Raw genomic sequence first — 23,702 nt, 5'->3', positions numbered from 1 at the left:
GACTGCAATTGTTCAATGGGCTACTTATTCACTCACCCACACCCAAAATCCCGTGACGCGAAGTGATGGTCGCGCGCCTTCCTTTTGACCTCCGATTGCCCACATCAGCGCCATGGACCATTCGGAACAAAGGACATGGATTATGGTTTCTCGACTTCTTCTTACCTCGGCGGCGCTGATTTTGGGTGTGACCGCCGCGTCAGCGCAAAGCCTGACGGACGGCACCTATATCCACGGCTTCCTGGGCTATAGCGACCTTCAGGATACCGACTTCAGCGGCAGCATCGGCGGCGCTTCCGAATCCGTCGACACCGATTTCGATGGCGGGGTCGGTCTGGGGATCGCTATCGGCAAAGAGATCCCGCAATGGTCCAATGACGCAATTGGCACACGGATCGAGCTGGAGCTGTCCTATCGGGACAACAACGTGGACGGCGTCAACTTCTCCGGAAACGGTCCGGGGGCCGAGGGCAATATCTCGGGCGATGTGACCCAAACCTCGCTCTTTGCCAATGTGCTGTTCGACTTCAAGGGTAACAGCGCCTTCACCCCCTATGCCGGTTTTGGTCTGGGTGCGACCTATTCGGATATCGATTTCGCCTACGGGCCCGGTGTCACGCTGGATGACAGCGGCACCGATTTCGCGGCACAGCTGATCGCCGGTGTCGCCTATGACATCAACGAAGACACCGCCTTTACCGTTGATGCGCGCTATACCCGTGCCTTCGACGTCTCATCCGCGCGCCTGGCCCCCACCGGCGCCTCGACAGGAACGGTCGAGGATGACCTGGACACGTTCAGCATCAATTTCGGCCTGCGCTACGGGTTCTGAGCCCCACCAAGGGTGGCGTTCGTCTCCGGTTTCGCCGCCCCTGGCGTGCCTCCGCCCAAGTGGCGGGGGCATGTAGTTTCAACACTCCCTATTTCAAAAAGAGCCGGTTCCGAGGATGCACCCCATCCCGCGCCCATGCGGCCGCGCGTTCGGTTTAGTAAACCATATGTTAACACTTATAAGTTGAATTAGCCCAAACTTAAGGAAAACATTTGTAAATTCTGGGAAGACGTTCCGCCGTGGCCTCCATCACCATCTACGAACTCAGCGCGGATCCCTTCAGCACCAACAGCGTTTCAATCGAAGCCGCATATAGCGCGGACATCATCGATGATGACACGTTTCTGCAAGGCTCGGATTCCAGCACTCAACTGGATCTCAGCGGTGTCCCGAACTTCCACAACTCTTCCTCCAGCTTTCAGGTGTTCGAAACCTATCAGGGCGAAATCAACGGGCAGGCTGTGTCCTTTGTCCAATTGCAGTTCACCTCTCCGATCTATGTGGTTGTCACATCGGGTCAGGCCAACGTCGGGGACACGATTGCAGTCACCAGCAGGCCCTCATCAACGCCCCCAACCGAATACAGCACACTACCGTCCTTTGTCTGCTTCACCTCCGGATCGATGATCCTGACACCAACAGGCCGCTGCCGGGTCGAGGCTTTGCGCCCCGGAGATCCCGTCATCGTTGCCGGAGGTCAGGTTCGGCCCGTCCGCTGGATCGGCAAACGCAGGCTGTCCCGGCAAGACCTGCGCCAATCCCCGCATCTGTGTCCGATCCGGATCAGGTCGGACCATTTTTCTACCACCTGCACCAATCGCGATCTGGTGGTTTCACCGCAACATCGGATCGCGGTTTCCTCCCCAAATATGGAGCTTTTGTATTCCGCCCCAATGATGCTGGCCCCGGCCAAAAATCTGGTTGATGGCAAATCTGTCCGCCAGTTGCCACCGGACGAAGGCGTCGAATACATCCATATCCTGTTCGATCAGCATGAACTGGTGAATGTCGATGGCATCTGGTCTGAATCCCTTTATCCGGGCGAAACGACGCTCAGCGCGATGACCGTCGAGACCCGAAAAGAACTGCTAAGCCTGTTCCCGACCCTCAGGCAGGGCGCAAAAGGATACGGCCCCACCGTCCTGCCCGTCCTGAAACCCTTCGAAATACGCCTGCTGCGGCACACGCTTATATTAAACTGCGGGCTGGAAAATCCCTGGTCGATAACCCGCCCCGCCGCCCACGCAGCTTGAACCCCTGGAAAACGGCCATTATCTGCCAAATGGAACATTTCAAACAGTCACGGCTCTGTGTTTCGCCATCACCACCCTTCCCCAACACGCCGGGGTGCTCTATGCACATGCCAATGCGCTCGTTCGTCATTCATATGTCTTCCAGCACCGCCCGGCGGGAAAACGCCGAAAGGCTTTGCGCGGACCTGCCCAACGCCGAATTGTTCGAGGCCGTGAATGGGCGCGACCCGGAACAAATTTCGGATGTCTGCCTGCATCCCGGCAATCTGCATCGGCCCCACTACCCTTTTGCGCTGCGGCCCACCGAGATCGGCGTGTTCCAAAGCCACCGCCGCATCTGGCAGAAAATGGTGGACGAAAACATCGATCTGGCACTCATCACCGAAGATGATCTGCGTATCGACCCTGCCCAATTGCAGCAGATCCTGGCGCTTTTGAAGCGCGAGGCGACCCCGGATCACTACATCCGCATACCGGTCAAACAACGCGAGATTCCGGCACAAACCATTGCCGAGGAAAACGGGCTGCGCCTGGTTCTACCTTGGGTGGTCGGGTTGCAATGTGTCTGCCAGATGGTGGGACGTCGCGCCGCCGCGCGCATGTTGGCCGCCACGGATCAGATCGACCGCCCGGTCGATACGTTTCTGCAAATGCACTGGCTGACCGGCCAACCGATCCACACCCTGCTCGGCAGCGGCAACCGGGAAATCGCCGGTGAAATCGGCGGCTCGACAATCCAGAAAAGCCCGCCGTTCAGCGACAAGCTGACCCGCGAATTCAAGCGCGCGGCCTACAGGGCAAAACTCTACAGCTACCCACAGCGCCCGCCTGCTTCATCTGGCCATAAATATCCTCGGGGGGAGTCGCGCCTCTAGGCGCGGCGGGGGGCAGACAGCCCCCCTGACCCGGTCCGTCTTAAGACGGCGCCTTGGTCTTACGCAGATAAGGAAAGATCGTCTCGAACTCGCCAAATTTCTCTTTGGCATCTTCATTCGACACGGCAGGTGGAATGATCACATCCTCGCCCGGCACCCAGTTCGCAGGCGTCGCAACACCTTTGGCGGACATCTGCAACCCGTCCAGCGCGCGCAGGATCTCGGCAAAGTTCCGGCCCACGGTCATCGGATAGGTCATCGACAGTTTCAACTGCTTGTCCGGCCCAATGATAAAGACCGACCGCACGGTGGCGCTGTCGGCGGGGGTGCGCCCGTCGGGCAGGTAGGCTTCGGCAGGCAGCATGTCAAACGCTTTGGACACGGCCAACCCATCATCGGCGATGATCGGAAAACCGGGATTGGCGTTCCCATAAGCCTCGATGTCTTTCTTCCACTTCTTGTGATCTTCCACGCCATCGACCGATACGCCGATCACCTTGGTGTTGCGGGCCGCCCATTCGTTATTCAACTGGGCCACAGCCGAAAATTCGGTGGTGCAAACCGGGGTGAAGTCTTTCGGGTGCGAGAACAGGATCGCCCAGCTGTCACCGATCCAGTCGTGAAACTGAACGGTGCCCTGATCCGTTTCTGCGGTGAAATTGGGAACCGTGTCATTGATGCGCAAACCCATGGTGCATCTCCTTTCCTGTGAAAAACCCGAGTCGGTTGCCGTAAACCTAAACACTCTGCGTCAGAGTTAAACCATTGGCCCGCGCAAGGATACGCCATTCCCGCTGCAAGCGGTAAGAGATTTGATCAAAACACCCTCTTGCCCCGCTATGCCGCCAGTGCCAGAGTGCCCCGAAACCGGCCCCAATGCCGTCTGATCAGGAGGGAGAGCCATGATCGAAAAGCGTGAATTCTACATCAACGGCCAATGGGTTACCCCATCCGCGCCCAATGACTTCGACGTCATCAACCCATCGACCGAAGAGCCCTGCGCAGTGATCTCACTGGGCGGGCAGGCTGATACCGATGCCGCCGTTGCTGCCGCCAGGGCGGCCCTGCCCGGCTGGATGGCCACCCCGGTTGCCGAGCGGATTGCACTGGTCGAGAAACTGGCCGGGATCTACCAGACCCGCAACGAGGATCTGGCACAGGCTATGTCGCTGGAAATGGGAGCCCCGATCGATTTGGCGCGGGCGGCTCAGGCTGGGGCGGGCATGTACCATCTGAACACTTTCATCCGTGCGGCCAGGGCCTTTCCCTTCGAACACCCGCTGGGCGATCACGCCCCTAATGACCGCATCATCCACGAGGCCGTCGGCGTTGCCGGTCTGATCACGCCGTGGAACTGGCCGATGAACCAGATCACGCTCAAGGTCGGGGCCGCCGCGATTGCCGGATGCACGATGGTTCTGAAACCGTCCGAGCAGAGCCCGCTGAACGCGATGATCTTTGCCGAACTGATGGATGCCGCCGGCTTCCCGCCCGGCGTGTTCAATCTGGTGAATGGCGACGGGGTTGGCGTCGGTTCGCAATTGTCCAGCCATCCGGATGTGGACATGATCAGCTTTACCGGCTCGACCCGTGCGGGAACCGCAATTTCCAAGGCGGCTGCGGACACATTGAAAAAGGTACATCTGGAACTGGGCGGCAAAGGCGCGAATGTGGTCTTTGCCGATGCGGATGCAAATGCGGTGAAGCGCGGTGTCTTGCATATGATGAACAACACCGGCCAAAGCTGTAACGCCCCCAGCCGGATGCTGGTCCAGCGCCCGATCTACGATCAGGCCGTCGAAACCGCCGCCGAGGTGGCCAACATGGTCAAGGTTGGCCCCGCTGCCGAGGAAGGCCGCCATATCGGCCCTGTGGTGAACGAGGTGCAGTGGAGCAAAATTCAGGACCTGATCCAGAAAGGCATCGACGAAGGCGCGCGTCTGGTCGCAGGCGGCACCGGACGGCCTGAGGGTCTGAACAAGGGCTACTACGTGCGACCCACGGTCTTTGCCGATGCCAATAACCAGATGACCATCGCGCGCGAGGAAATCTTTGGCCCCGTCCTGACCATGATCCCCTTCGACACCGAGGAAGAGGCAATCGAGATCGCCAATGACACGCCATATGGCCTGACCAACTATGTCCAGACACAGGATGGCGAGCGCGCCAATCGCATGGCGCGGGCATTGCGCTCGGGGATGGTCGAGATGAACGGCAAATCGCGCAGCGCGGGGTCTCCGTTCGGGGGCATGAAGCAATCCGGCAACGGGCGCGAAGGCGGCATTTGGGGGCTTGAGGATTTTCTGGAAGTCAAAGCCGTCGGTGGCTGGGCCGCCGAGTAACGCCTGTTTTCTACGATCAAAATGTGAGGCACCCCAGGGTGCCTCGCTTTATTTCCAGGCTGGTTGGACGACAAGCTGCGGCTCTCCGTCCGATGTATCACGGGTAGACCGCCCGTCCCAACCGATCTCGCCGGTCACGCGCTGCCGGAAGGCCGAGAAGCTGTCAAACCGCACCACGTCCACGGGCGCGTCGAATTGCAGCGTCACACGGCGGTGCCCGCCATCACCCAGCATCGTCAAACCGCGAATGACCGCATTGAACGGCTGACCCAGATAGCGTCCTTTGACCCGGTCACCGACCCTGAGATGCAGCCGGTTGCCAGCCATCGCACGCAGCGTGTTCCAGTCTTTGGCCCCTTGTTGATGGGCCACCAGCTCTAGGGCCTCGCTATGCGACAGGATCACATCCGCGCTGCGCAGCCTCTCGCGCAGTCGCTTTGCCTGCGCCTTCAGCTCCGAAACCGGAGCGATGTCTTGATCAATAGTCATGTCTTGCCTCGCTTCCTTATAGGGGCGCGAAATCAGGACGGTGTTCGCATTGCCATCCGTGCGCCAGGAAAGGGCAACAGATATGCATTCAACCGGGTTTCACCAAAGCCAAAGGCCGCGAACGGCAGGGGACCCGTACCTGGCGCGCCATATGACAGCGCCGGGACGTTCTGTCAATCAGGCATCCGCCTGCGCGGCTTCATAGGCCAGCATCGCGCGTTTGACGGGCAGGCCCCAGTGATAGCCGCCAAGCCCGCCCGATTTGCGCAGCGCCCGGTGGCAGGGGATCAGCCAACTGACCGGGTTGCGCCCGACCGCCGTTCCGACTGCACGAACGGCCTGTGGCGAGCCCACCCGCTGCGCGATCTCGGAATAGGTGGTGACTTGGCCCGAGGGGATGTGCATCAGCGCCTCCCACACCTTGATCTGCAGGGGTGAGCCGATCAGGTACAAAGGCGTCGGCTGCAAACGGTCGCTGACAGACCCGAAGGCGCTCAGCACCCAGGGCCGCAGGTGCATCGGGTCCTCGACGAACTCGGCGAAGGGCCAGCGCGACAGCATATCCTCCATCGCCTCTTCCTCGCCGGTCTCGGCCCCGAAGGCCATGCCGCAGATGCCCTTGTCGGTGCCCATCACCAGCGCGGGGCCAAAGGGGCTTTCGAACCAGCCCCAATAGATCGTCAGACCTGCGCCTTTGCGGGCGTATTCGCCGGGGCTCATGGACTCCCATTTCAGAAACAGATCATGCAAGCGGCCACTGCCGGACAGGCCCACGTTATGGGCGGTTTCCAGCGTCGTGAACCGCTCGCGCAGCAGCGCTTTGGCATGGCCCAGCGTCAGGTATTGCTGGTAGCGTTTCGGTGATACGCCGGTCCAGCGCGAGAACAGTCGCTGGAAATGGGCCGGGCTCATATCCATCTGCTGCGCCAGTTCCTCAAGACTGAGGCCCTCGCCGCCCTGATCGATCAGCTCGATCGCGCGGCGCATGACGTTGTAGTGGTATCCGCTTTCCGGGGTCTGGACGTTCATGGCAGTCACCTCATCTGATGCCAAAACCATAGCGCGCGGGTCACGCCCCTGCGACCCGGAACTTGCGCATTGGCTTTGGGCCAGAACCAAGGGGTTGTGTCATGGCCTTGCGGGCGGCATTAAGGCGCGGATGGCAAAGCAACTCGATTACCACACGATCCGCGAGATCTTTACGCGTTTTCAGGCAGCCGACCCCGAACCCAAGGGCGAGTTGGAGCATGTGAACGTCTACACTCTGGTCGTCGCCGTGGCGCTGTCGGCGCAGGCGACCGATGCAGGCGTCAACAAGGCCACGCGCGAATTGTTCAAAATCGCCGACACGCCGCAAAAGATGCTGGATCTGGGCGAAGAAGGTCTGACCCAGCATATCAAGACCATCGGCCTGTTCCGCCAGAAGGCCAAGAATGTCATCAAGCTGAGCCGTATTCTGGTCGACGATTATGGCGGCGAAGTTCCCAATTCCCGCGCCGCGTTGCAATCCCTGCCCGGTGTCGGGCGCAAGACCGCCAATGTGGTGCTGAACATGTGGTGGCGGCAACCGGCGCAGGCGGTGGATACGCATATCTTCCGCGTCGGCAACCGCACGGGTATCTGCCCCGGCAAGGATGTGGACGCGGTCGAGCGCGCCATCGAAGACAACATTCCTGCCGACTTCCAACTCCATGCGCATCACTGGCTGATCCTGCATGGCCGGTACCATTGCAAGGCGCGCAAGCCGCAATGCCCGACCTGCATCATCCGTGATCTCTGTCAATTCGAGGACAAAACCCTATGAAGACCTACCAACTGACCGGCATCGGAAATGCCGTTGTGGACGTGATTTCCCAGGCCGATGACAGTTTCCTGGAACTGATGGGCATCGAAAAAGGCATCATGCAACTGATCGAGCAGGAGCGTGGCGAGGTGCTGTATGCCTCGATGGAAGGCCGGGTGCAGACGCCGGGCGGCTCGGTCGCCAATACGATTGCCGGTGCCGGGGCGCTGGGTCTGGACGCGGCCTTTATCGGACGGGTGCATGATGACGCCTTGGGTCGGTTCTATGCGGATGCGATGAACGAAGACGGCGTCGATTTCGTGAACCCGCCGGTCCCAGGCGGAGAGCTACCGACCTCGCGTTCGATGATCTTTGTTTCGCCCGATGGCGAGCGGTCGATGAACACCTATCTGGGGATTTCGTCGGAACTGTCGTCCGAGGATGTCTCGGCCGATGTGGCCAATAACAGCCAGATCATGTTCCTTGAGGGCTACCTGTTCGACAAGGAAAAAGGCAAGGCGGCATTCCTTGAGGCCGCGCGCACCTGCCATAAGGGTGGCGGCAAGGCCGGGATCGCGATTTCCGATCCGTTCTGCGTCGAACGGCATCGCGTCGATTTCCTGCTGCTGATCGAGAACGAACTGGATTTTGTGATCGGCAATGAGGCCGAAATCAAATCGCTGTTCGAAACCGATGATCTGGAAGAGGCGCTGGCAAAAACCGCCGGTATCTGCCCTCTGGTCGTGTGCACCCGGTCCGGCGATGGCGTGACTGTTCTGCATGATGGCCAGCGCGTCGATGTGCCGGTCGAAAAGGTGGTGCCGGTGGATGCAACCGGGGCCGGAGATCAGTTCGCCGCAGGCTTCCTGTTTGGCATGGCCACGGGTCGCGATTACGAGACCTGCGCCCGCATCGGCAATGTCTGCGCCCGCGAAGTGATCAGCCATATCGGTCCGCGTCCCGAGGCCAACATGCAGGACCTGCTGCGCAGCGAGGGGTTGCTATAGCCGCGCCTTTATGACCCCGCCGCAGCGTCGTTTAGCGCCCAGTCGTATCTATACGCCTTAACGCGCCGGACTTCTTGCAATCTGGCGCGCAATTCAGGGGCGGCTGCGGTCTGGACATAGGTCAGCACGTCCTGCTCATTCGCTCCGAAATCTTCGCGGAACCAGATAAAGATCTTGGACACGATCAGCCCTTCGCGATCATCAAAACGCACGCCGCGCGGGTCGTTGATATAGGCCCGCTCGGCTGCGGCGAGGTCCTGTTCCAGGGTTCTGGCCTCCCACGCCCGATCCATCAGGTTCGGGCAGCCCACGGCGGCGCAGTTCAGCGCGTAATGGATGCGCAGCTCATCAAATCCGGGGCGGATGATCCGGTGTTCGATATCGTTCAGCGTCAAACTTTGCCCTGCAACACTGGCCAGGGGGCGATCCCATGGGCCAAAGGACAGCGGCCCGTCGGTGATGTCGCGGATCGAGTCGACCGGATAAGCCTCAAGGACCACATCCACGGTCAGCGCGTTATAGAGGTTGATCCAGTAGGCCAGTTGCTGATCGCGTGTCAGGCGTGCCGGGTCAACGGATTGCAGTTGCCCCAGATACCCCTCCAAACGATCACGATCAGACTCGGTGACGCTGGCATAGGCCACGCGGTTCACCCCCTGCGCATCGGGCGCGACATAGCGGGACAGGAACGCGCTCCAGTCGCTGTGATCCACGCGCTGCCCCGGCGGCGGGGCACTGCGGGTCAGGGCATTGCCCGGCAAGGCCTCGGCAGGTGGCAGGGCCAGCCGTTCGACACTGGCGCAGGCCGCCAGCAAAGGCAGCAGCAAGACGATCAGCAGCTTTTTCACGAGGCATCCTTTCGGTCCCGGCGGGTCAGACGCATCTGCCCTTTCAATCGTTTCAGCGGCGCATGGGTCGGGTCGCCCAGCGCAGGAATTTCCGGCCGCGACGACAACCCTCGCATCGCCGCGTTCCACCAATAGGTTCCCATCGGGCTGTCGATCCGATCCGGGGCGGCCAGATGCTGATCGCGCTGGGCATTGTGGACGCACATGGACAAGGGTCCGTTCCCGGTCGCCACCATGAACACGCATGAGGCGCAGCGATCCGCCTCTAACGCATCTGCCGCCATGAAGTTGTGGATGAACACCGCCTGCCGCCGCACCCGACCGCGGAGCAAGCCCGGGCCAAGTCGGGCGACCGAGGCCACCAAATGCGCCACCGACCGCATCGCCAAAACCGGATGCCGCAGCACCAACCGACGGACCGTGGACCGGATCACAAGATGGGCCTCGCGCCCCGTGTCCAACCGTTCCAACGCGGCGATCACCTGCTGCACCAGCTTGGCGTTCGACAGCAAGGAGACCGCTCGCCCCCCGGCGGTCAGGACGCTGGCGTAGCGGTTGCAGGCAGAATGACCGACGGAAGCCGCATCAAAATCCAGCGTCGTGCCATATCCACGCTCGATCGCACGCATGACACTGTCCTGCGTGATCGCATCCGGGCGGGCGCGCAGCACGCCGCGCCCTGTATCGGCCTGCATCTGGAACGAGACAAAGGCAACCTCGGGCTGGTCCCGGAAGAACCGCGCCAGATCGGGCAGATCGCCAAAGTTGCCGCCAAACACCGTTGTGTTGAACAGGACCCGCACACCCAAGCCACGGGCGCGGGCAATGTATTTTTCGCGCACAGTGTTCAGCTCAGCCTCTGATCCGAACCCGTTGCGGTCCTGAGTCATATCGACATGGAACGCCACATCATCCAGACCGGCCGCCGCCAGACGGGTCAGAAACGCCCGGCTGGCGCGGATGCCGTTTGTCATCAGGCAGGACCGCATGCCCAACCGCTTGATCTCGCGGCACAGCGCCTCAAGATCTTCAAGTTTGCGCAGGGTCGGGTCGCCGCCGGTCAGTTGTACCGATGCACCCCGGCCATAGTGGCTGTGGATCGTCGCGATCCGCGCAAACAGGACCGACAGCGGCGGATCATAGGTCATCTCGGCCCGGTCCGAGAGGTAACACAGCGTGCAGTCCAGATTGCAGCGCTGCGTCACTTCTAGCGCAACGCAGGCCATCGGATAGAACCGGCCTGCTGTTTGAGTGGCCCCAAACTCACCGCATCCTTTCAAACCGTCGCGCAAGGGCGTGCGTCGGTCTGGGCCTTCAAATCGGCGTCCGGCGGGTTTGGCTGTGATCGGTTCGGGTAAGGTGTCCTTCATGGACCCCAAGCTAAAGGGGGTCTCAGGACGCGACTACGCCCCCTCACGTCAACGTGCGGGGCGGTGATCAACCCAGGTGATCGGAAAACGCAGCCACCACCTGTTCATAGACGTCACGCTTGAAAGGCACGATTTCTTCAATCAGCCGATCCGGGTCCTGCCATTTCCACTTGGTGAACTCAGGGTGTTCGGTTTCGATGTTGATTTGATCGTCGCGGCCCGTGAAGCGCAGCAGGAACCATTTCTGCTCTTGCCCGCGATAGCGGCCTTTCCAGATTTTCGGAACGATGTCATGCGGCAAGTCATAGGGCAGCCAGCCGTCGGTTTCGCCCACAACCTCGACCAGATCGGCGGTGACGCCGGTTTCTTCCCACAGCTCGCGCAGCGCCGCGTCGCGGGGGTCTTCGCCCTTGTCCACACCCCCCTGCGGCATCTGCCAGGCGTCCTTGTGGCGGTCATTGCGCTGACCGACAAAGATCTGACCTTTGGCATTTATCAGCATCAGACCAACGCAGGGGCGATAGGGCAGTTTGGCGATCTGATCAGGGGTCATGCACGGCCTCGCAGGGTTGTTTTGCCCACCTCTAACAAGCGCCGCCACGGTAGCATAGGGGGTGACGTTAGGTTTCGCGTGACAAAGTTGACGTGCACGTCAATTTAAAACGCGGAGACGGGAGGGAGAGTTTCACCATGACTGCGTACCCAAACATGCTGGCCCCGCTGGATCTGGGCTTTACCACGCTGAAAAACCGCGTGCTGATGGGCTCGATGCACACCGGGCTTGAGGAAACCGGCGACTGGAACCGGGTGGCCGAGTTTTACGCCGACCGGGCGCGGGGTGGCGTGGCGCTGATGGTGACGGGTGGCATTGGTCCGAATCTGGAAGGCTCGGTTTTGCCCGGCGCGTCGATGATGACCAACGACAAAGAGGTGGCAAACCATTCCATCGTGACCGAACGTGTGCATCAGGCAGGCGGCAAGATCGCCATGCAGATCCTGCACGCGGGCCGCTATGCCTATGGTCCGAAATGCGTGGCCCCCAGCCCGGTGAAATCCCCAATCTCGCCCTTCCCGCCGCATGAGCTGGACGAAGAGGGTATCGAGAAACAGATCAGCGACATCGTGAATGCCGCCGTCCTGGCCCAGAAGGCAGGCTATGACGGGGTCGAGATCATGGGGTCCGAGGGCTATTTCCTGAACCAGTTCCTTGTGACCCACACCAACAAGCGCACCGACCGCTGGGGCGGATCCTATGAGAACAGGATGCGCCTGCCTATTGAGGTCGTGCGCCGCACGCGCAAGGCCGTCGGCACCGATTTCATCATCATCTACCGCCTGTCGATGATCGATTTGGTCCCCAATGGCTCGACCCATGACGAGGTGGTGCAACTGGCGCAAGAGATCGAGAAAGCGGGCGCGACGATCCTGAATACCGGTATCGGCTGGCACGAGGCGCGGATTCCGACCATTGCCACCAGCGTTCCCCGCGCGGCCTTTGCCTGGGTGACGAAAAAGCTGATGGGCAAGGTGTCGATCCCAGTTATCACCTCGAACCGGATCAACACGCCGGAAGTGGCGGAAGAAGTCCTGTCGACCGGCTGCGCTGATATGGTCTCGCTGGCGCGGCCGATGCTGGCGGATGCAGATTTCGTCAACAAGGCCATTGCCGGTCAGTCCGCGCAGATCGCGCCATGCATCGCCTGTAATCAGGCCTGTCTGGACCACACGTTCAGCGGCAAGCTGACCACCTGTCTGGTCAACCCGCGCGCCTGTAACGAAACCGAACTGGTGATTGCTGCGGCTGATACCGTGAAAAAGGTCGCCATCGTCGGCGCAGGTCCGGCTGGCCTGTCCACCGCAATGACCGCTGCCCAGCGCGGCCATGACGTGACCCTGTTCGACCGCGCGTCCGAGATCGGCGGGCAGTTGAACATGGCCAAACAAGTGCCGGGGAAAGAGGAGTTCTGGGGCCTCGTCGACTGGTACCGCACCATGATGGACGATCTGGGCGTGAACGTGGAACTGAATTGCGAGGTTGGTGCCGACGACCTGACCGGCTTTGACGAGGTGGTCATCGCAACCGGCGTCACTCCGCGTGATCCGCAGATTCCGGGACAGGATGGGGACAATGTCCTCAGCTATATCGACGTGCTGCGCGGCAAGGCCGAGGTTGGCAAATCCGTCGCCGTTGTCGGCGCGGGCGGCATCGGCTTCGACGTCTCAGAGTTTCTGCTTGAAGACGGCCATAGCGCCACCACCGATCTGCCGCTTTGGATGAAGGAATGGGGCGTGACAGACCCGGAAGACCACCGCGCGGGCCTTGCGCCCGAAGGCCCTCAGCCTGCGGCCCCCGCCCGTCAGGTCACCCTTTTGCAGCGCAAGAAACAGGCGCATGGCAAGGGCCTGGGCAAGACAACCGGCTGGATTCACCGCGCGACGCTGAAGATGAAAGATGTCAATTTCGTCGGCGGCGTGAATTACGAACGCATTGACGAAGACGGCCTGCATGTCAGCTTTGGCGAAGAGCGCGCGGACCCGACCTTGATCGCAGCCGACAACATCGTGCTGTGTGCCGGTCAGGTGCCCGAGCGCAGTCTGGCAGACGCGCTGATCGAACGCGGCATCACTCCGCACGTGATCGGCGGCGCAGATGTCGCGGCGGAACTGGACGCCAAACGCGCGATCAATCAGGGCACACGTCTGGCGGCCGGGCTTTAGGCCCGGTCAGTCAGACAGCGCAAGCTTCACCCCAAGCGCGCCAAAGGCCGTTGCAAAGCAGCGTTTGATCCAGGCCATCACAGATGGGCGATGAATGATGTAACCCCGCGCCAGCGCCGCGCAGGCCCCGTAAGCGATGAAAACAACAAAGGTCATCGCCATGAAGGCAAGCGCCAGTTGCACCAGCGCCAGACCCGCATGCGCCGTGTCCGTGGGCAGGAATTGCGGCAGGAACGCAAGAAAGAACAGCGAGAGCTTTGGGTTCAGCACGTTGATCAGCGTGCCGGTCGTCGCGATCTTAATGTAGCCTGTGGTCGATTTCTCGGCACTCACTTCCATCGCTCCGCCCTCGCGGACGATGCCCCAGGCCATATAGAACAGATAAAGCACACCAAGGTATTTGAGCACCAGAAACGCCAGCGCACTGGTGTGCAGCAGCGCGGCCAGCCCGATAATGCTGGCCACAGCGGCGGGCACGATCCCAAGTGTGCAGCCTGCCGCCGCCGCAACGCTGGCGCGAAACCCCCGGCCAAGCCCTATGGCCAGCGTGTAGATCACACCTGTTCCCGGCAACAGCACGACGATCAGGGATGTAAGGAGAAACTCAAGCGACATGGAACCCTCCGATCACACGCCGGAGAGTTCCGTACATCAGCGTGAAAGTAAACAGGCGTATCTGGGCGTCTACTCGACCGTAATCGTAATTACCTCGGACACAATCGGCGGGTTATGCGGCACGTGGCCCGCATCGCCCAGCACCAATTGCAGAGTGTGCTGGCCTGCGGGCAGGTCCAGAGTCACCTCGGTCTGGCCGCCGCCAAAATGCATATGATTGTCGTCAGCGGGCAGGCCATAGGCCAGCTCATCCGCACCGTCTTCGCCTTCACCAATCGGCGGGCGGTTGATCAGCAGATGGTGATGGCCGGTATTCTCGGCCTCGGTCCCGGCTGGCGCGACACCCATACCGCTCAGACCAAAGACCACCGTCACCGGCGATTGAACCGTGTCCCCATCCGCAAGGTTCACAAAATAGACCTTGGCGTCGGGGCTGGATGGGGTCTGCGCTTGGGCCAGCGCCAGACCAGCGGACAGACAAAACGCGACAATGGCAAATAGTGATTTCATGATATCCTCCCAGGACACAAAAATGCCATTCTCAGCATAGCACAAATGAAAAAATGTCCAGAAATCACCGTTTGACCGGGGTGTTATTGGATCGGAAACCATTGTTTCAACGTTTCTGAACTGCAAACGATCCGATTCAAAACCCTGATATTATCCCATGTCTGCCCCGTTTCCGCCCAGATTGAGCGTCAAAACTGACGTCGAACGTAAGACCTGGGGAACGAGTATGGATCGATTGACCGAAATGGAAGCCTTCGCCAACGTGGTGGACCAGGGTGGCTTCACCGATGCGGCCAAGAAGATGGGCATCTCCAAATCGGCCGTGTCCAAGCACGTCTCGAGCCTTGAGGCCCGTCTGGGTGCGCGGCTGCTGAACCGCACAACGCGCCGGGTGTCCCCAACTGAAATCGGATTGGCCTATTACGACCGCGCGCGCCGCGTTCTGAATGACGCGGGCGAGGCGGATGCACTGGTTACCTCGATGCAATCGGCCCCGTCAGGCCTGTTGCGGATCAGCGTCGCGACGGATTTCGGGGTCAATCACCTGTCCCCCGTTCTGTCCGAGTTCCTGTCCGCTTACCCGGATATCACCGTCAACATGGTGCTGAACAACCGCTATGTTGAGTTGATTTCCGAAGGGTTTGACGTGGCCGTGCGCATTGGTGAGCTGGAAGACAGCACCCTGCGCGCGCGCAAACTCACGGAAACCGTCAAACGCATGGTTGCGGCCCCCAGCTATATCGAGAAATTCGGACGTCCGCAGAAGATCGACGACCTGAACGAACACAAGTTGCTGCATTATTCCAGCCAGTCTTCGGGCAATGTCTGGAAACTGACCGCGCCATCGGGCGAAAAGCGTCAGGTGCGCACCGCCGGTTGGCTCAGCGTCAATGACGGGCAATCCCTGCTGAATGCTGCGATCTCGGGCCTCGGGATCGCTTATCTGCCCAGCTATCTGTACGCGGATGCGTTGAAATCCGGCCAGGTGCTGGACGCGATGCCGTCGCTGCCGGATGAGGTGCAGGGCGTTTACGCCGTCTACCCGCCCGGGCGTTTCACGCAGCCGAAAGTGCGGGCTTTCATTGATTTTCTGGTCGAGTCCTTCAACGAAAAGGGCCCGATGGATTGGTAAATTCTCCCGGTGAACTTTAGCGGCCCGCGCTTTTTTGGTGCGGGTCTTTTTTTATGCGTCAGTTGACCAGCAACACTGCCTCGACCCGGCGATTGATATCGCGGCCCTCAGCCGTGGCGTTTGAAGTGATCGGGGCCAGATAGCCAACGCCCTGCGCCTCGATCCGGTCGGCGGCCACGCCATGCGCCTCGATCAGACGGGTTCGAACGGCCTCGGCCCGGCGTTTGCTGACCGCGATATTGGCCTGCAAGGCGCCGGTATCGTCGGTATGCCCCACAAGCGCCAGCCGCGTGTCCGGCTTATCCGCCAGAAACCCGGCCAGCAACGCGAGCGAGGCAAAGGGGCCTTCGCCCAGCGCAACCTCGCCGGTGCGAAAGTGCAGGTCGTCCAGAATGACATGACCGGTTTGCTGGAATTCAGCCAGCAAACCCCCGGCCCCATCCACACTCTGATCGATCACGACGGGTGCCGGCGCCGGCGCATCAACCGGAGTTACCCGGATCATCTGCACATAGCCATCCGGCGGATTCCGGCTGACCAGCAGGCTCAGCACCTCGGATCCCTTCTGCGCGGACAGAAACCGATAGTCCTGAATGGCGACATACATATCCGGCGTCGGCACCACTTCGGTCCCGAACCGAAAATCGAAGCCGCCGCAAATGCGGGCCTCGCATTCGAACAGAATGTCATACCCCTGCGCTTCGATCTGGTCGCGCAACGGGGCAAGCAATTGCAGCGTCGTGCTGGACCCGGCCTGCAACCGCCATGTGACCCTTTCGACCTGCCCCTCGACCGTTCGGGCCGGAACCGCACCATCTGCGAATGGCCCGGTTGGCAGATCATAGCTGTCCAGCGGAGAAATCCGCTGACTGATCTGCTGTGCGGACTGCGGCAGCGTCAGTTCCTGCGCAACCAGCGGGCTGGCCAGGATCACGGTCAAAAGGCTTAGCGTTCGGATCATCTGTACTGTGCGTGATACTCGGGGTTTGGAACCATCGCCGTGGCGCTGGCCACGCGATTGGACATGTTGAAGAACCCGGTCACATTGGCAATGTCCCAGATATCCCGGTCAGAGAACCCGACATCACGCAGGCGCTGGCGGTCGGCTTCTTCAATCTCGGTACTGGCTTTGGTCATCCGGGTAGCGAAATCCAGCATGGCGCGTTGGCGGTCGTCCAGCGGCGCGACGCGGTAATTCATCACCAGCATCTCACCCAGCTTTGGGTCGCCTGACAACTGCCGCACGGCAGCCCCGTGGGCCACAAGGCAATAGAAGCACTTGTTGATGGATGAGACGACCACCGCAATCATCTCGCGTTCCAGCTTTGACAACCCGCTATCTGCCAGCATCAGGTCGTTATACATGGTGGTAAAGGCGTTCAGCTTGTCGATGTCAAAGGCATAAGCCTTCAGCACATTTGGCACCATGCCCAGTTTCTCGACGCAGATATCAAAGTATTTCTGCGTCTCGGGCGGCAGCGGGTCGACCATGGGCAGGTCCAGCGCGGTGGGCATGTCTTGATGTGTCACGAAAACCTCTGTGTTAGATAAGCTGACGGTAATGGTATTCGCCCGCGATCTCCATCCCGAGCGCTTGGTACAGGCCATTTGCCCCGTCGTTCACCTTGGTGCAGATCACGCTGAAGGTTTCGGCACCCTGGTCGCGCGCCCAGATCGCGGCACCCCGCACCGCCCACTGGCCCATGCCCTGACGGCGGTGATCGGGCAGAATCTCCAGCGCATGAAGCATGGCAACACCTTCATGTATCGCAACAAAGGCAACCCCGCAGGGCTGATCGTGATGGCGCAGCAGCAGGCCGATCTTGGGGCCCTTGGCACGCTCCATCACGGCGATGCGTTCCGGCCCGATGCCCCCGGTTGCCCAAAGATCCCGCATGATCGCAAGCGGCTCCCATACGGTGAACACCATGACACGCGGGATCGGCTGGTCGGTCAGCCGGGATACCGGACAGGAATAGATGTTGACCGGATCCAGCACCTCGTACCCCCGTGCGGCAAGCTGCGCGTCAAGCGCCTCGTCCCCCGGACGCAGGCAAAAGATGCGCTTTTGCCCCATCGCCAGCATCGCCTGTTCGGCTGCTTCAATATCCGTGTCGTTGACAGGGCCAAGCGCATTGGCCGCCGACACCCGCGAGCCACCGCCCTGCCCTTCGCGCAATTGAAACGGGCCAAGCTGTTCATAGCGGGCCGCGGGCCAGGTGCCGTCGACAATGTCGGCCCAGTTGACGCTCACAACTCCAGCTCTTTCGCCAATTGGGTCATGGCGGCGTCGATCCGGGTGCCCTCGGTACCGCGAATGACGACATTTGCGCCGAAGACACCGTTGATCTGGAACGGGTAGCACCCGATGGTCAGGTCATCATAGGCTTCGGCCAGCGCGGAGAGGGTCGCTGCGATATCGCCCTCGCCCCGATCCACCCGCAGGGTCTGCGACAACAGGGGGCTGCCGCCGGTCAGTTTGGGCAAAACGCTGGCCACCATGGCCTGAAACACCGACGGCACCCCAGCCATCACATGCACGTTTTCGATGGTAAAGCCCGGCGCGGTCGAGACCGGGTTGTCGATCAAAACCGCCCCGTCCGGGATGCGCGCCATGCGCAGGCGGGCCTCGTTCAGTTCAAGGCCCGATTTGTCGTAATGCGCCTGCAACAGCGCCCGTGCGTCATCGCGAATGTCGATATGCGCTCCAAAGGCCCGCGCGATGCAATCGGCGGTAATGTCGTCATGGGTCGGACCAATGCCGCCGCTGGTGAACACATGATCGTACCGGTCGGACAGTGCCTTTGCGACCCCTTCGATCTCAGGCGCATCATCGCTGACAATACGAACCTCTTTCAGGTCGATGCCCTGTTTGGTCAACTCTCCGGCGAGATAGTGCATATTCGCGTCGCGGGTCCGGCCCGAGAGAATCTCATCCCCGATCACCAGCATTGCGGCGGTTGGATTGGCCATGGCGCTCTTCCTCTTGATCGACCCCTGGGGCAGGTATAGGCCGTGGGGCATGCGATTTGAAACCCCTCTTGTCCCCGCCCGCCTGATCCGCCGCTACAAACGCTTTCTGGCCGATTGCACGCTGGAGGACGGGCGCGAGGTTACAGCCCATTGCGCCAATCCCGGTTCGATGATGGGGCTGGCCGAACCCGGGCAGAAAATCTGGCTGGAGCCCAATGACGATCCGAAGAAAAAGCTGAAATATGGCTGGCGGCTGGTCGATCACGAAAACGGGCATTTCACCGGGGTCGATACATCGGTCCCGAACAAGGCCCTGCGCGCAGCGCTAAAGGCGCGTGAAATCCCCGAACTGGCCGCCTATGAAACCGTCCGCGCCGAGGTAAAATACGGCGAAAACAGCCGCATCGACTTTCTGCTAAGCGCACCGGGCCTGCCCGATGCCTATGTCGAGGTCAAAAGCGTCACCCTGTCCCGCCAACCCGGTCTGGCCGAGTTCCCCGACAGCGTAACCGCGCGCGGCACCAAGCATCTTGGTGAACTTGCGGCCATGGCCGCGCGGGGTCACCGGGCAATCATGCTGTATCTGGTGCAACGCACCGATTGCGACCGCTTCACGCTGGCCGCCGATATCGACCCGGCATACGCGTCGGCGTTTGAGGCAGCCGCAGGTGTTGAACGCCTGATTGTCGGCTCTCGCATTACACCCGACGGAGTTTGGGTCGACCCGGACCGACGCTGGCAGATCAGCTAATACACAATGTTAGAACTTTCTTCTTTCGACCCTATCTACTGAGTTAAAGCCGCACCCTCTGGAACTTTCTGCGCAAGCAGCGTAAGTAAGGGGCTGCGCGAAACATTTGGAGCTTAGCGTCGATGAAAGACCATCGTGGCCGTCTGACAAAAGACGGTATCCGCATCTATGAACAGGGTGACTTTGCCGGCATGCATGCGGCAGGGGCCTTGGCTGCGCGGATACTCGACGATATTGCCCAGCATGTGTTTCCCGGTCAGACGACCGGCGCGATTGATGGGCTGATTACCCAAATGGTCGAAGATGCGGGCGCGACCTCGGCGACCATCGGCTACAAGGGCTATCAGCACGCAAGCTGTATCAGCGTGAATCACGTGGTTTGTCACGGCATTCCGGGTGAGAAAAAGCTCAAGGATGGTGACATCCTGAACATCGACGTGACCGTCATCGTTGACGGCTGGTTCGGTGATACCTCGCGCATGTATGTTGCGGGCAAGCTGCCACGCAAGGCTGAACGTCTGATCCAGGTCACCCATGACGCCTTGTTCAAGGGCATCGAGATGGTCAAGCCGGGCAACACTTTCGGCGATATCGGTCATGCGATTCAGGCTTATGTCGAAGCGCACCGGATGAGCGTTGTTCGCGATTTCTGCGGTCACGGGCTGGGCCGGGTGTTCCACGCCCCGCCCAACGTCCTGCACTATGGCCGCCCGGGCACCGGGGCCGTGTTGGAAGAGGGTATGTTCTTCACCATCGAGCCGATGGTCAATCTGGGCCGCCCCGAGACCAAAACGCTGGCCGATGACTGGACCGCCGTGACCCGCGACAAGTCGCTGTCGGCGCAGTTCGAGCATTCGGTGGGTGTAACGGCGGATGGGGTCGAGATCTTTACCCTGTCACCGGGCGGCAAATTCCACCCGACCTATTCTTCCTGATCGGCGGCCTGGTCGCGCATCAGTTTCAGCAGCAGGGTTTCGTGACCCCATGGCGTCAGTGCGTCATTGATGAAAACCGGCGCGCGCATTGGCTTGCGCTCGGGGGCCGGTGTGGCCTCAGCCTCTTGTGAGAATGACCAAATCGGTGGTTTCAGTGCGCGGTCCATGACCAAGACACTAGCACGGAAGGGTCAAATTCCCAAAAGGCGCGGCACTTCGGCCATGTCGGTGAAGACCTCTGCGCCAATCTCTGCCAGTTTGGCACCACCCCCTTCGGGCGCAAAGCCAAGACATCGCATGCCCGCGCGCATCGCGGCTGTGACGCCGTTATGGCTGTCTTCGATTACAACCGGGGCGGATGCGCCAAAATGCTGCGCGGCCAGCAGAAACATCTCGGGGTCCGGTTTTGCGGTTCCCAGTTGGTGGGCCGAGAACATGGCACCCTGAAACCGGTCCCAAAGCCCGTTCTGGCCCAGCGTGATCGCCATTTTGTCCGGGCTGCCGTTCGAGGCCACGCAGAACGGGATGCCGTGATGATCAAGCCAATCCAACAGGTCCCGGATACCGGGCATCAATGCCACGCCCTGACGCAAACGCTCGTAGGTTTCCGCATAGACCTCATTGATCCAGTCATCCGGCAAATCGGCCCCCAACGCACGCGCCTTGTCCCGCACGCCAGCCATTGTCCCACCGAGGAAAAACCCGACGCTGTCTTCCAGTGTCAGGTCCAGGCCGTACCGGCCCAGATTGTCCACCAGAACCTTATTGGACAGCGGCTCGCTATCGACCAGAACGCCGTCGCAATCGAAGATGACCAGATCGTGCATGAAGCCTCCGCGGATTTTGCGCCCGGCTTAACCCAGTGCAGGCCCCTGCGCAAATCCACGCTCAGCAGCAATCCGCGCGCGCCGTTTCAATCTGAAACAGTCCGCCTTGTCAGAGTGTTGGGTCAAGTGCACCGAACCGGTCACAACCCGTTCAGGATGCCGAGCATGTGCCCCTGTCAAATTGCTGCCCCGCCCCTTTGACCATCATGTCATATTCCATGCTGTGATAATCGACGACAAAGGTGATCACTCCGGTCTCCTGCATCAGCAGGAATGTCATGCTGTCCAGGCCGGGGTAAATATCCGCCTCGCCCTGCACGTCAGTTGTCATGATGTAGCCCTTGTCGGATCCACCCGAACGCACCAGCGTCACACCCTCGCTGTTGACGTCTGAGATGCAGTTGACGAAGAAATCATCCATGTCGATCTGGGTTTCGGCCACACTGGCCGAGGCGGCGGCACAGCCGATCAGCAGGGCTGGAAGGGTCTTGGAAAACATTCAGGTACTCACTGTCCGGGTTGCTAAACTCAATTTCGGCTACCGGCGATTCTGGCCCAAAATGTGTCCCCAACCTCCGCAAAATAGGGCATTAACCATTCGGCAGGGTCGATCACGGGAATGTGAATCCAGCCTTGCTGCGGATCAGCGTCAGTTTTCCGGGCTGCGCCACATCAGCGAGATATGCGTGTCGCCATACTTGCGGGCGCTGTGCAGATCGAACCCGTCCGGCGCGGCCATGGGGGCGTTTTCCTCCCACACGATCAGCGCGTCCGGGGCGATCCAATTGCCCTCGACCGCCCTGGCGAGGGCCTTTTGACCCATGCCCTTGCCGTATGGCGGGTCCAGAAAGATCAGATCGTAAGGGGCATCCGGGTTGTCGCCCAGCCGCGTTGCATCGCGGCGGATCAGATCGGTACGGTCCGTGCTGCGGGTCAGGTCGATATTCTTGCGGATCAATCCCTGCGCCACCCGCCCGTCATCGACAAAGCTGACATGGGCCGCTCCGCGCGACAGCGCCTCAAGCCCCAGCGCGCCGGTGCCTGCGAACAGGTCCAGCACGCGCAGGCCGTCGAAATCGATCTGATGGGTCAGGACGTTGAACAGGCTCTCGCGCACCCTGTCCGTGGTGGGACGCAGATGCGCGCCTGCGTCCCCCTTGCCGACCGAGGCCAAAGCCCGGCCCCGGAATTCTCCGGCAATGATCCTCACGCCTTGAGCAGCGGTTTCAGGTTCGCATCCGGGTCGGCCACAATGGCCGGATCGGCGGTTTTTCCCATTTCGATCAGCCGTTTGGCGACCATATAGGCGCGCGGATCGTTCATCGCGTCCACGGCAATCAACCGGTCTCCGTCATAATACCAGAAGGACACACTCTGGCCTTCGCCCTGCCGGGTCACCACGCGGTCATAGCCGGTGTTCAGGCCCGCGATCTGCAGTTTGACGTCGAATTGATCCGACCAGAACCACGGTGTTGCCACATAATCCCTGGCCGCGCCCATCATGTTCTGGGCTACGATCTCGGCCTGATCGATCGCGTTGGGCACGCTTTCCAGACGGATACGCGTGTCGCCATGCGGGAAGGACGCGCAATCCCCGGCGGCCCAGATCGACGGGTCCGAGGTGCGGCCATGGGCATCGGTCTTGATCCCGTTGTCCAGCTCCAGCCCCGCCATCTCGGCCAGTTGGGTCGAGGGGGCGATACCAACGCCCACCACAACAAAATCCACCTCAAGCTCGGTTCCGTCGGTCAGAACAGCGCCAACCACCTTGCCATTGTCACCGACCAGACGATCCAGCCCGACGCCTTCGCGGATATCGGCGCCGTATTCCGTATGCAGCGCACGGAAATAATCGCTGGTCTCGGGGGCCGCGACCCGTTGCAGGATGCGGTCGGCCATTTCGACCAAGGTCACTTTCACACCGCGCTTGGCGCAGACGGCTGCGGCCTCAAGCCCGATATAACCGCCGCCCACGATCAGGGCACGCGCGCCGTCCCTGACGCGAGGCTCCATCTCATCGATATGGGCCAGATCGCGCACCACATGAACGCCCTGCAAGTCGCCACCGATGGCAGCGGGCAGGCGACGCGGGTCCGATCCGGTGGTCAGCGCCAGTTCGTCATACGAGATGACATCATCACCCACGGTCACGGTTTTGGCCTGCGGATCAATCGCCGTCACAGGCTGGCCAAGACGCAGGGTGATGTTGTTGTCGGCATAGAAGCTTTCGGGCCGCAGGAACAGGCGCTCCAGCTCCATCTCACCCAGCAGATAGGCCTTGGACAAGGGCGGGCGCTGATAGGGCAGATGCGGCTCGGCCCCGATCAGGGTGATATCCCCGTCAAACCCATCATTGCGCAGACGCGCAACCAAAGATGCCCCGGCCTGCCCGGCACCGATCACGACAATATGGCTCATGTTCCTCCCACCCTGTCGAATTCC

General features: G+C 60.8%; 27 protein-coding genes. 10 read left to right on the top strand and 17 right to left on the bottom strand.

Annotated features, from left to right (window positions below; translation table 11 throughout):
- Window positions 1–142 precede the first annotated feature (142 nt).
- The 3 genes from ACR0LW_RS15685 (at window position 143) to ACR0LW_RS15675 (ending at window position 2,960) form a co-directional block, all read left to right on the top strand.
- Entirely contained in the window at window positions 143–832 is a 690-nt protein-coding gene (locus ACR0LW_RS15685) for an outer membrane beta-barrel protein (RefSeq protein WP_170453623.1), read from the top strand.
- A 239-nt stretch (window positions 833–1,071) separates the two neighbouring features.
- Window positions 1,072–2,085: a Hint domain-containing protein gene (locus ACR0LW_RS15680; RefSeq protein ID WP_480883193.1), complete on the top strand. Its 1,014-nt coding sequence runs from the start codon at window positions 1,072–1,074 to the stop codon at window positions 2,083–2,085.
- Window positions 2,086–2,186: 101 nt separating this feature from the next.
- On the top strand, window positions 2,187–2,960 hold the full coding sequence (locus ACR0LW_RS15675; protein WP_480883192.1) for a glycosyltransferase family 25 protein: 774 nt from the start codon (window positions 2,187–2,189) through the stop codon (window positions 2,958–2,960).
- A gap of 40 nt (window positions 2,961–3,000) precedes the next feature.
- Here ACR0LW_RS15675 and ACR0LW_RS15670 read toward each other — a convergent pair whose 3' ends face one another.
- Window positions 3,001–3,651 carry a peroxiredoxin gene (locus tag ACR0LW_RS15670; RefSeq protein ID WP_480583794.1) on the bottom strand — a complete coding sequence of 217 codons (651 nt, stop codon included), beginning with the start codon at window positions 3,649–3,651 and terminating at the stop codon, window positions 3,001–3,003.
- Between the two features lie 211 nt (window positions 3,652–3,862).
- Between ACR0LW_RS15670 and ACR0LW_RS15665 the strand changes: the two genes are divergently transcribed.
- Window positions 3,863–5,302 (top strand): aldehyde dehydrogenase family protein, encoded by a 1,440-nt coding sequence (locus tag ACR0LW_RS15665; RefSeq protein WP_480883191.1) that lies wholly within the window; start codon window positions 3,863–3,865, stop codon window positions 5,300–5,302.
- A gap of 48 nt (window positions 5,303–5,350) precedes the next feature.
- Here the strand turns inward: ACR0LW_RS15665 and ACR0LW_RS15660 are convergent, their stop codons facing one another.
- Both ACR0LW_RS15660 and ACR0LW_RS15655 read right to left on the bottom strand, forming a co-directional pair.
- Complete coding sequence (locus ACR0LW_RS15660; protein WP_480883190.1) at window positions 5,351–5,791, bottom strand: glyoxalase superfamily protein; 441 nt, start codon at window positions 5,789–5,791, stop codon at window positions 5,351–5,353.
- Between the two features lie 177 nt (window positions 5,792–5,968).
- Window positions 5,969–6,820, bottom strand: coding sequence for a methylated-DNA--[protein]-cysteine S-methyltransferase (locus ACR0LW_RS15655; RefSeq protein WP_480883189.1), 852 nt, complete (start codon window positions 6,818–6,820; stop codon window positions 5,969–5,971).
- A 130-nt stretch (window positions 6,821–6,950) separates the two neighbouring features.
- Here ACR0LW_RS15655 and nth point away from each other — a divergent pair, with 130 nt between their 5' ends.
- Both nth and ACR0LW_RS15645 read left to right on the top strand, forming a co-directional pair.
- The gene (gene nth / locus ACR0LW_RS15650; RefSeq protein WP_170453702.1) at window positions 6,951–7,595 is read left to right on the top strand and encodes an endonuclease III; all 645 of its coding nucleotides are present in this window, start codon (window positions 6,951–6,953) and stop codon (window positions 7,593–7,595) included.
- Window positions 7,592–8,581: an adenosine kinase gene (locus tag ACR0LW_RS15645; RefSeq protein WP_170631150.1), complete on the top strand. Its 990-nt coding sequence runs from the start codon at window positions 7,592–7,594 to the stop codon at window positions 8,579–8,581. Before nth ends, ACR0LW_RS15645 begins: the two co-directional genes overlap by 4 nt.
- An 8-nt stretch (window positions 8,582–8,589) precedes the next feature.
- On the opposite strand, the gene ACR0LW_RS15640 is transcribed toward ACR0LW_RS15645, so the two are convergent.
- The 3 genes from ACR0LW_RS15640 to ACR0LW_RS15630 form a co-directional block, all read right to left on the bottom strand.
- Window positions 8,590–9,429, bottom strand: coding sequence for a DUF547 domain-containing protein (locus ACR0LW_RS15640; protein ID WP_480883188.1), 840 nt, complete (start codon window positions 9,427–9,429; stop codon window positions 8,590–8,592).
- Window positions 9,426–10,799, bottom strand: coding sequence for a radical SAM protein (locus tag ACR0LW_RS15635; RefSeq protein ID WP_480583779.1), 1,374 nt, complete (start codon window positions 10,797–10,799; stop codon window positions 9,426–9,428). Before ACR0LW_RS15635 ends, ACR0LW_RS15640 begins: the two co-directional genes overlap by 4 nt.
- Before the next feature lie 67 nt (window positions 10,800–10,866).
- Window positions 10,867–11,352: an RNA pyrophosphohydrolase gene (locus tag ACR0LW_RS15630; protein ID WP_480583776.1), complete on the bottom strand. Its 486-nt coding sequence runs from the start codon at window positions 11,350–11,352 to the stop codon at window positions 10,867–10,869.
- 137 nt (window positions 11,353–11,489) lie between these two features.
- Here ACR0LW_RS15630 and ACR0LW_RS15625 point away from each other — a divergent pair, with 137 nt between their 5' ends.
- Entirely contained in the window at window positions 11,490–13,517 is a 2,028-nt protein-coding gene (locus ACR0LW_RS15625) for an FAD-dependent oxidoreductase (RefSeq protein ID WP_480883187.1), read from the top strand.
- 6 nt (window positions 13,518–13,523) lie between these two features.
- On the opposite strand, the gene ACR0LW_RS15620 is transcribed toward ACR0LW_RS15625, so the two are convergent.
- Together ACR0LW_RS15620 and ACR0LW_RS15615 are read right to left on the bottom strand one after the other, a co-directional pair.
- A complete protein-coding gene (locus ACR0LW_RS15620) occupies window positions 13,524–14,132 on the bottom strand; it encodes a LysE family translocator (RefSeq protein ID WP_480883186.1) in 609 nt (202 codons plus the stop codon).
- A gap of 69 nt (window positions 14,133–14,201) precedes the next feature.
- Window positions 14,202–14,642, bottom strand: a complete 441-nt coding sequence (locus ACR0LW_RS15615; protein WP_170521267.1) for a DUF4399 domain-containing protein — start codon at window positions 14,640–14,642, stop codon at window positions 14,202–14,204.
- Between the two features lie 226 nt (window positions 14,643–14,868).
- On the opposite strand from ACR0LW_RS15615, the gene ACR0LW_RS15610 reads away from it, so the two are divergent.
- On the top strand, window positions 14,869–15,774 hold the full coding sequence (locus ACR0LW_RS15610; RefSeq protein WP_170453610.1) for a LysR family transcriptional regulator: 906 nt from the start codon (window positions 14,869–14,871) through the stop codon (window positions 15,772–15,774).
- Window positions 15,775–15,832: 58 nt separating this feature from the next.
- Here ACR0LW_RS15610 and ACR0LW_RS15605 read toward each other — a convergent pair whose 3' ends face one another.
- Genes ACR0LW_RS15605 through ACR0LW_RS15590 form a run of 4 tightly spaced genes read right to left on the bottom strand, consistent with a single transcriptional unit; the run spans window position 15,833 to window position 18,747 of the window.
- A complete protein-coding gene (locus ACR0LW_RS15605; RefSeq protein ID WP_480883185.1) occupies window positions 15,833–16,735 on the bottom strand; it encodes an OmpA family protein in 903 nt (300 codons plus the stop codon).
- The gene (locus ACR0LW_RS15600; protein WP_480883226.1) at window positions 16,732–17,289 is read right to left on the bottom strand and encodes a peroxidase-related enzyme; all 558 of its coding nucleotides are present in this window, start codon (window positions 17,287–17,289) and stop codon (window positions 16,732–16,734) included. Before ACR0LW_RS15600 ends, ACR0LW_RS15605 begins: the two co-directional genes overlap by 4 nt.
- A gap of 28 nt (window positions 17,290–17,317) precedes the next feature.
- A complete protein-coding gene (locus tag ACR0LW_RS15595) occupies window positions 17,318–18,028 on the bottom strand; it encodes a GNAT family N-acetyltransferase (protein ID WP_480883184.1) in 711 nt (236 codons plus the stop codon).
- Window positions 18,025–18,747, bottom strand: a complete 723-nt coding sequence (locus ACR0LW_RS15590; protein WP_480883183.1) for a competence/damage-inducible protein A — start codon at window positions 18,745–18,747, stop codon at window positions 18,025–18,027. The genes ACR0LW_RS15595 and ACR0LW_RS15590 overlap by 4 nt, the downstream gene beginning before the upstream one ends.
- 49 nt (window positions 18,748–18,796) lie before the next feature.
- Here ACR0LW_RS15590 and sfsA point away from each other — a divergent pair, with 49 nt between their 5' ends.
- Both sfsA and map read left to right on the top strand, forming a co-directional pair.
- Window positions 18,797–19,498 (top strand): DNA/RNA nuclease SfsA, encoded by a 702-nt coding sequence (sfsA, locus tag ACR0LW_RS15585; RefSeq protein WP_480883182.1) that lies wholly within the window; start codon window positions 18,797–18,799, stop codon window positions 19,496–19,498.
- A gap of 122 nt (window positions 19,499–19,620) precedes the next feature.
- On the top strand, window positions 19,621–20,433 hold the full coding sequence (gene map / locus ACR0LW_RS15580) for a type I methionyl aminopeptidase (protein WP_170521256.1): 813 nt from the start codon (window positions 19,621–19,623) through the stop codon (window positions 20,431–20,433).
- Here the strand turns inward: map and ACR0LW_RS15575 are convergent.
- The 5 genes from ACR0LW_RS15575 to ACR0LW_RS15555 form a co-directional block, all read right to left on the bottom strand.
- A complete protein-coding gene (locus ACR0LW_RS15575; protein WP_480883181.1) occupies window positions 20,421–20,600 on the bottom strand; it encodes a hypothetical protein in 180 nt (59 codons plus the stop codon). The two genes, map and ACR0LW_RS15575, sit on opposite strands and share 13 nt — an antisense overlap.
- Window positions 20,601–20,624: 24 nt before the next feature.
- Window positions 20,625–21,260: an HAD family hydrolase gene (locus ACR0LW_RS15570; protein WP_170453602.1), complete on the bottom strand. Its 636-nt coding sequence runs from the start codon at window positions 21,258–21,260 to the stop codon at window positions 20,625–20,627.
- 151 nt (window positions 21,261–21,411) lie between these two features.
- Entirely contained in the window at window positions 21,412–21,759 is a 348-nt protein-coding gene (locus ACR0LW_RS15565) for a hypothetical protein (protein ID WP_170521254.1), read from the bottom strand.
- A gap of 150 nt (window positions 21,760–21,909) precedes the next feature.
- Window positions 21,910–22,470, bottom strand: coding sequence for a 16S rRNA (guanine(966)-N(2))-methyltransferase RsmD (gene rsmD, locus ACR0LW_RS15560; RefSeq protein WP_170453600.1), 561 nt, complete (start codon window positions 22,468–22,470; stop codon window positions 21,910–21,912).
- Window positions 22,467–23,678 carry an FAD-dependent oxidoreductase gene (locus ACR0LW_RS15555; protein WP_170521250.1) on the bottom strand — a complete coding sequence of 404 codons (1,212 nt, stop codon included), beginning with the start codon at window positions 23,676–23,678 and terminating at the stop codon, window positions 22,467–22,469. Before ACR0LW_RS15555 ends, rsmD begins: the two co-directional genes overlap by 4 nt.
- Window positions 23,679–23,702: the final 24 nt, after the last annotated feature.

The organism is Ruegeria sp. N4 (assembly GCF_056531425.1).
Note: the sequence above shows the minus strand (reverse complement) of the source record. Positions and strands in the feature narration are given on the sequence as shown.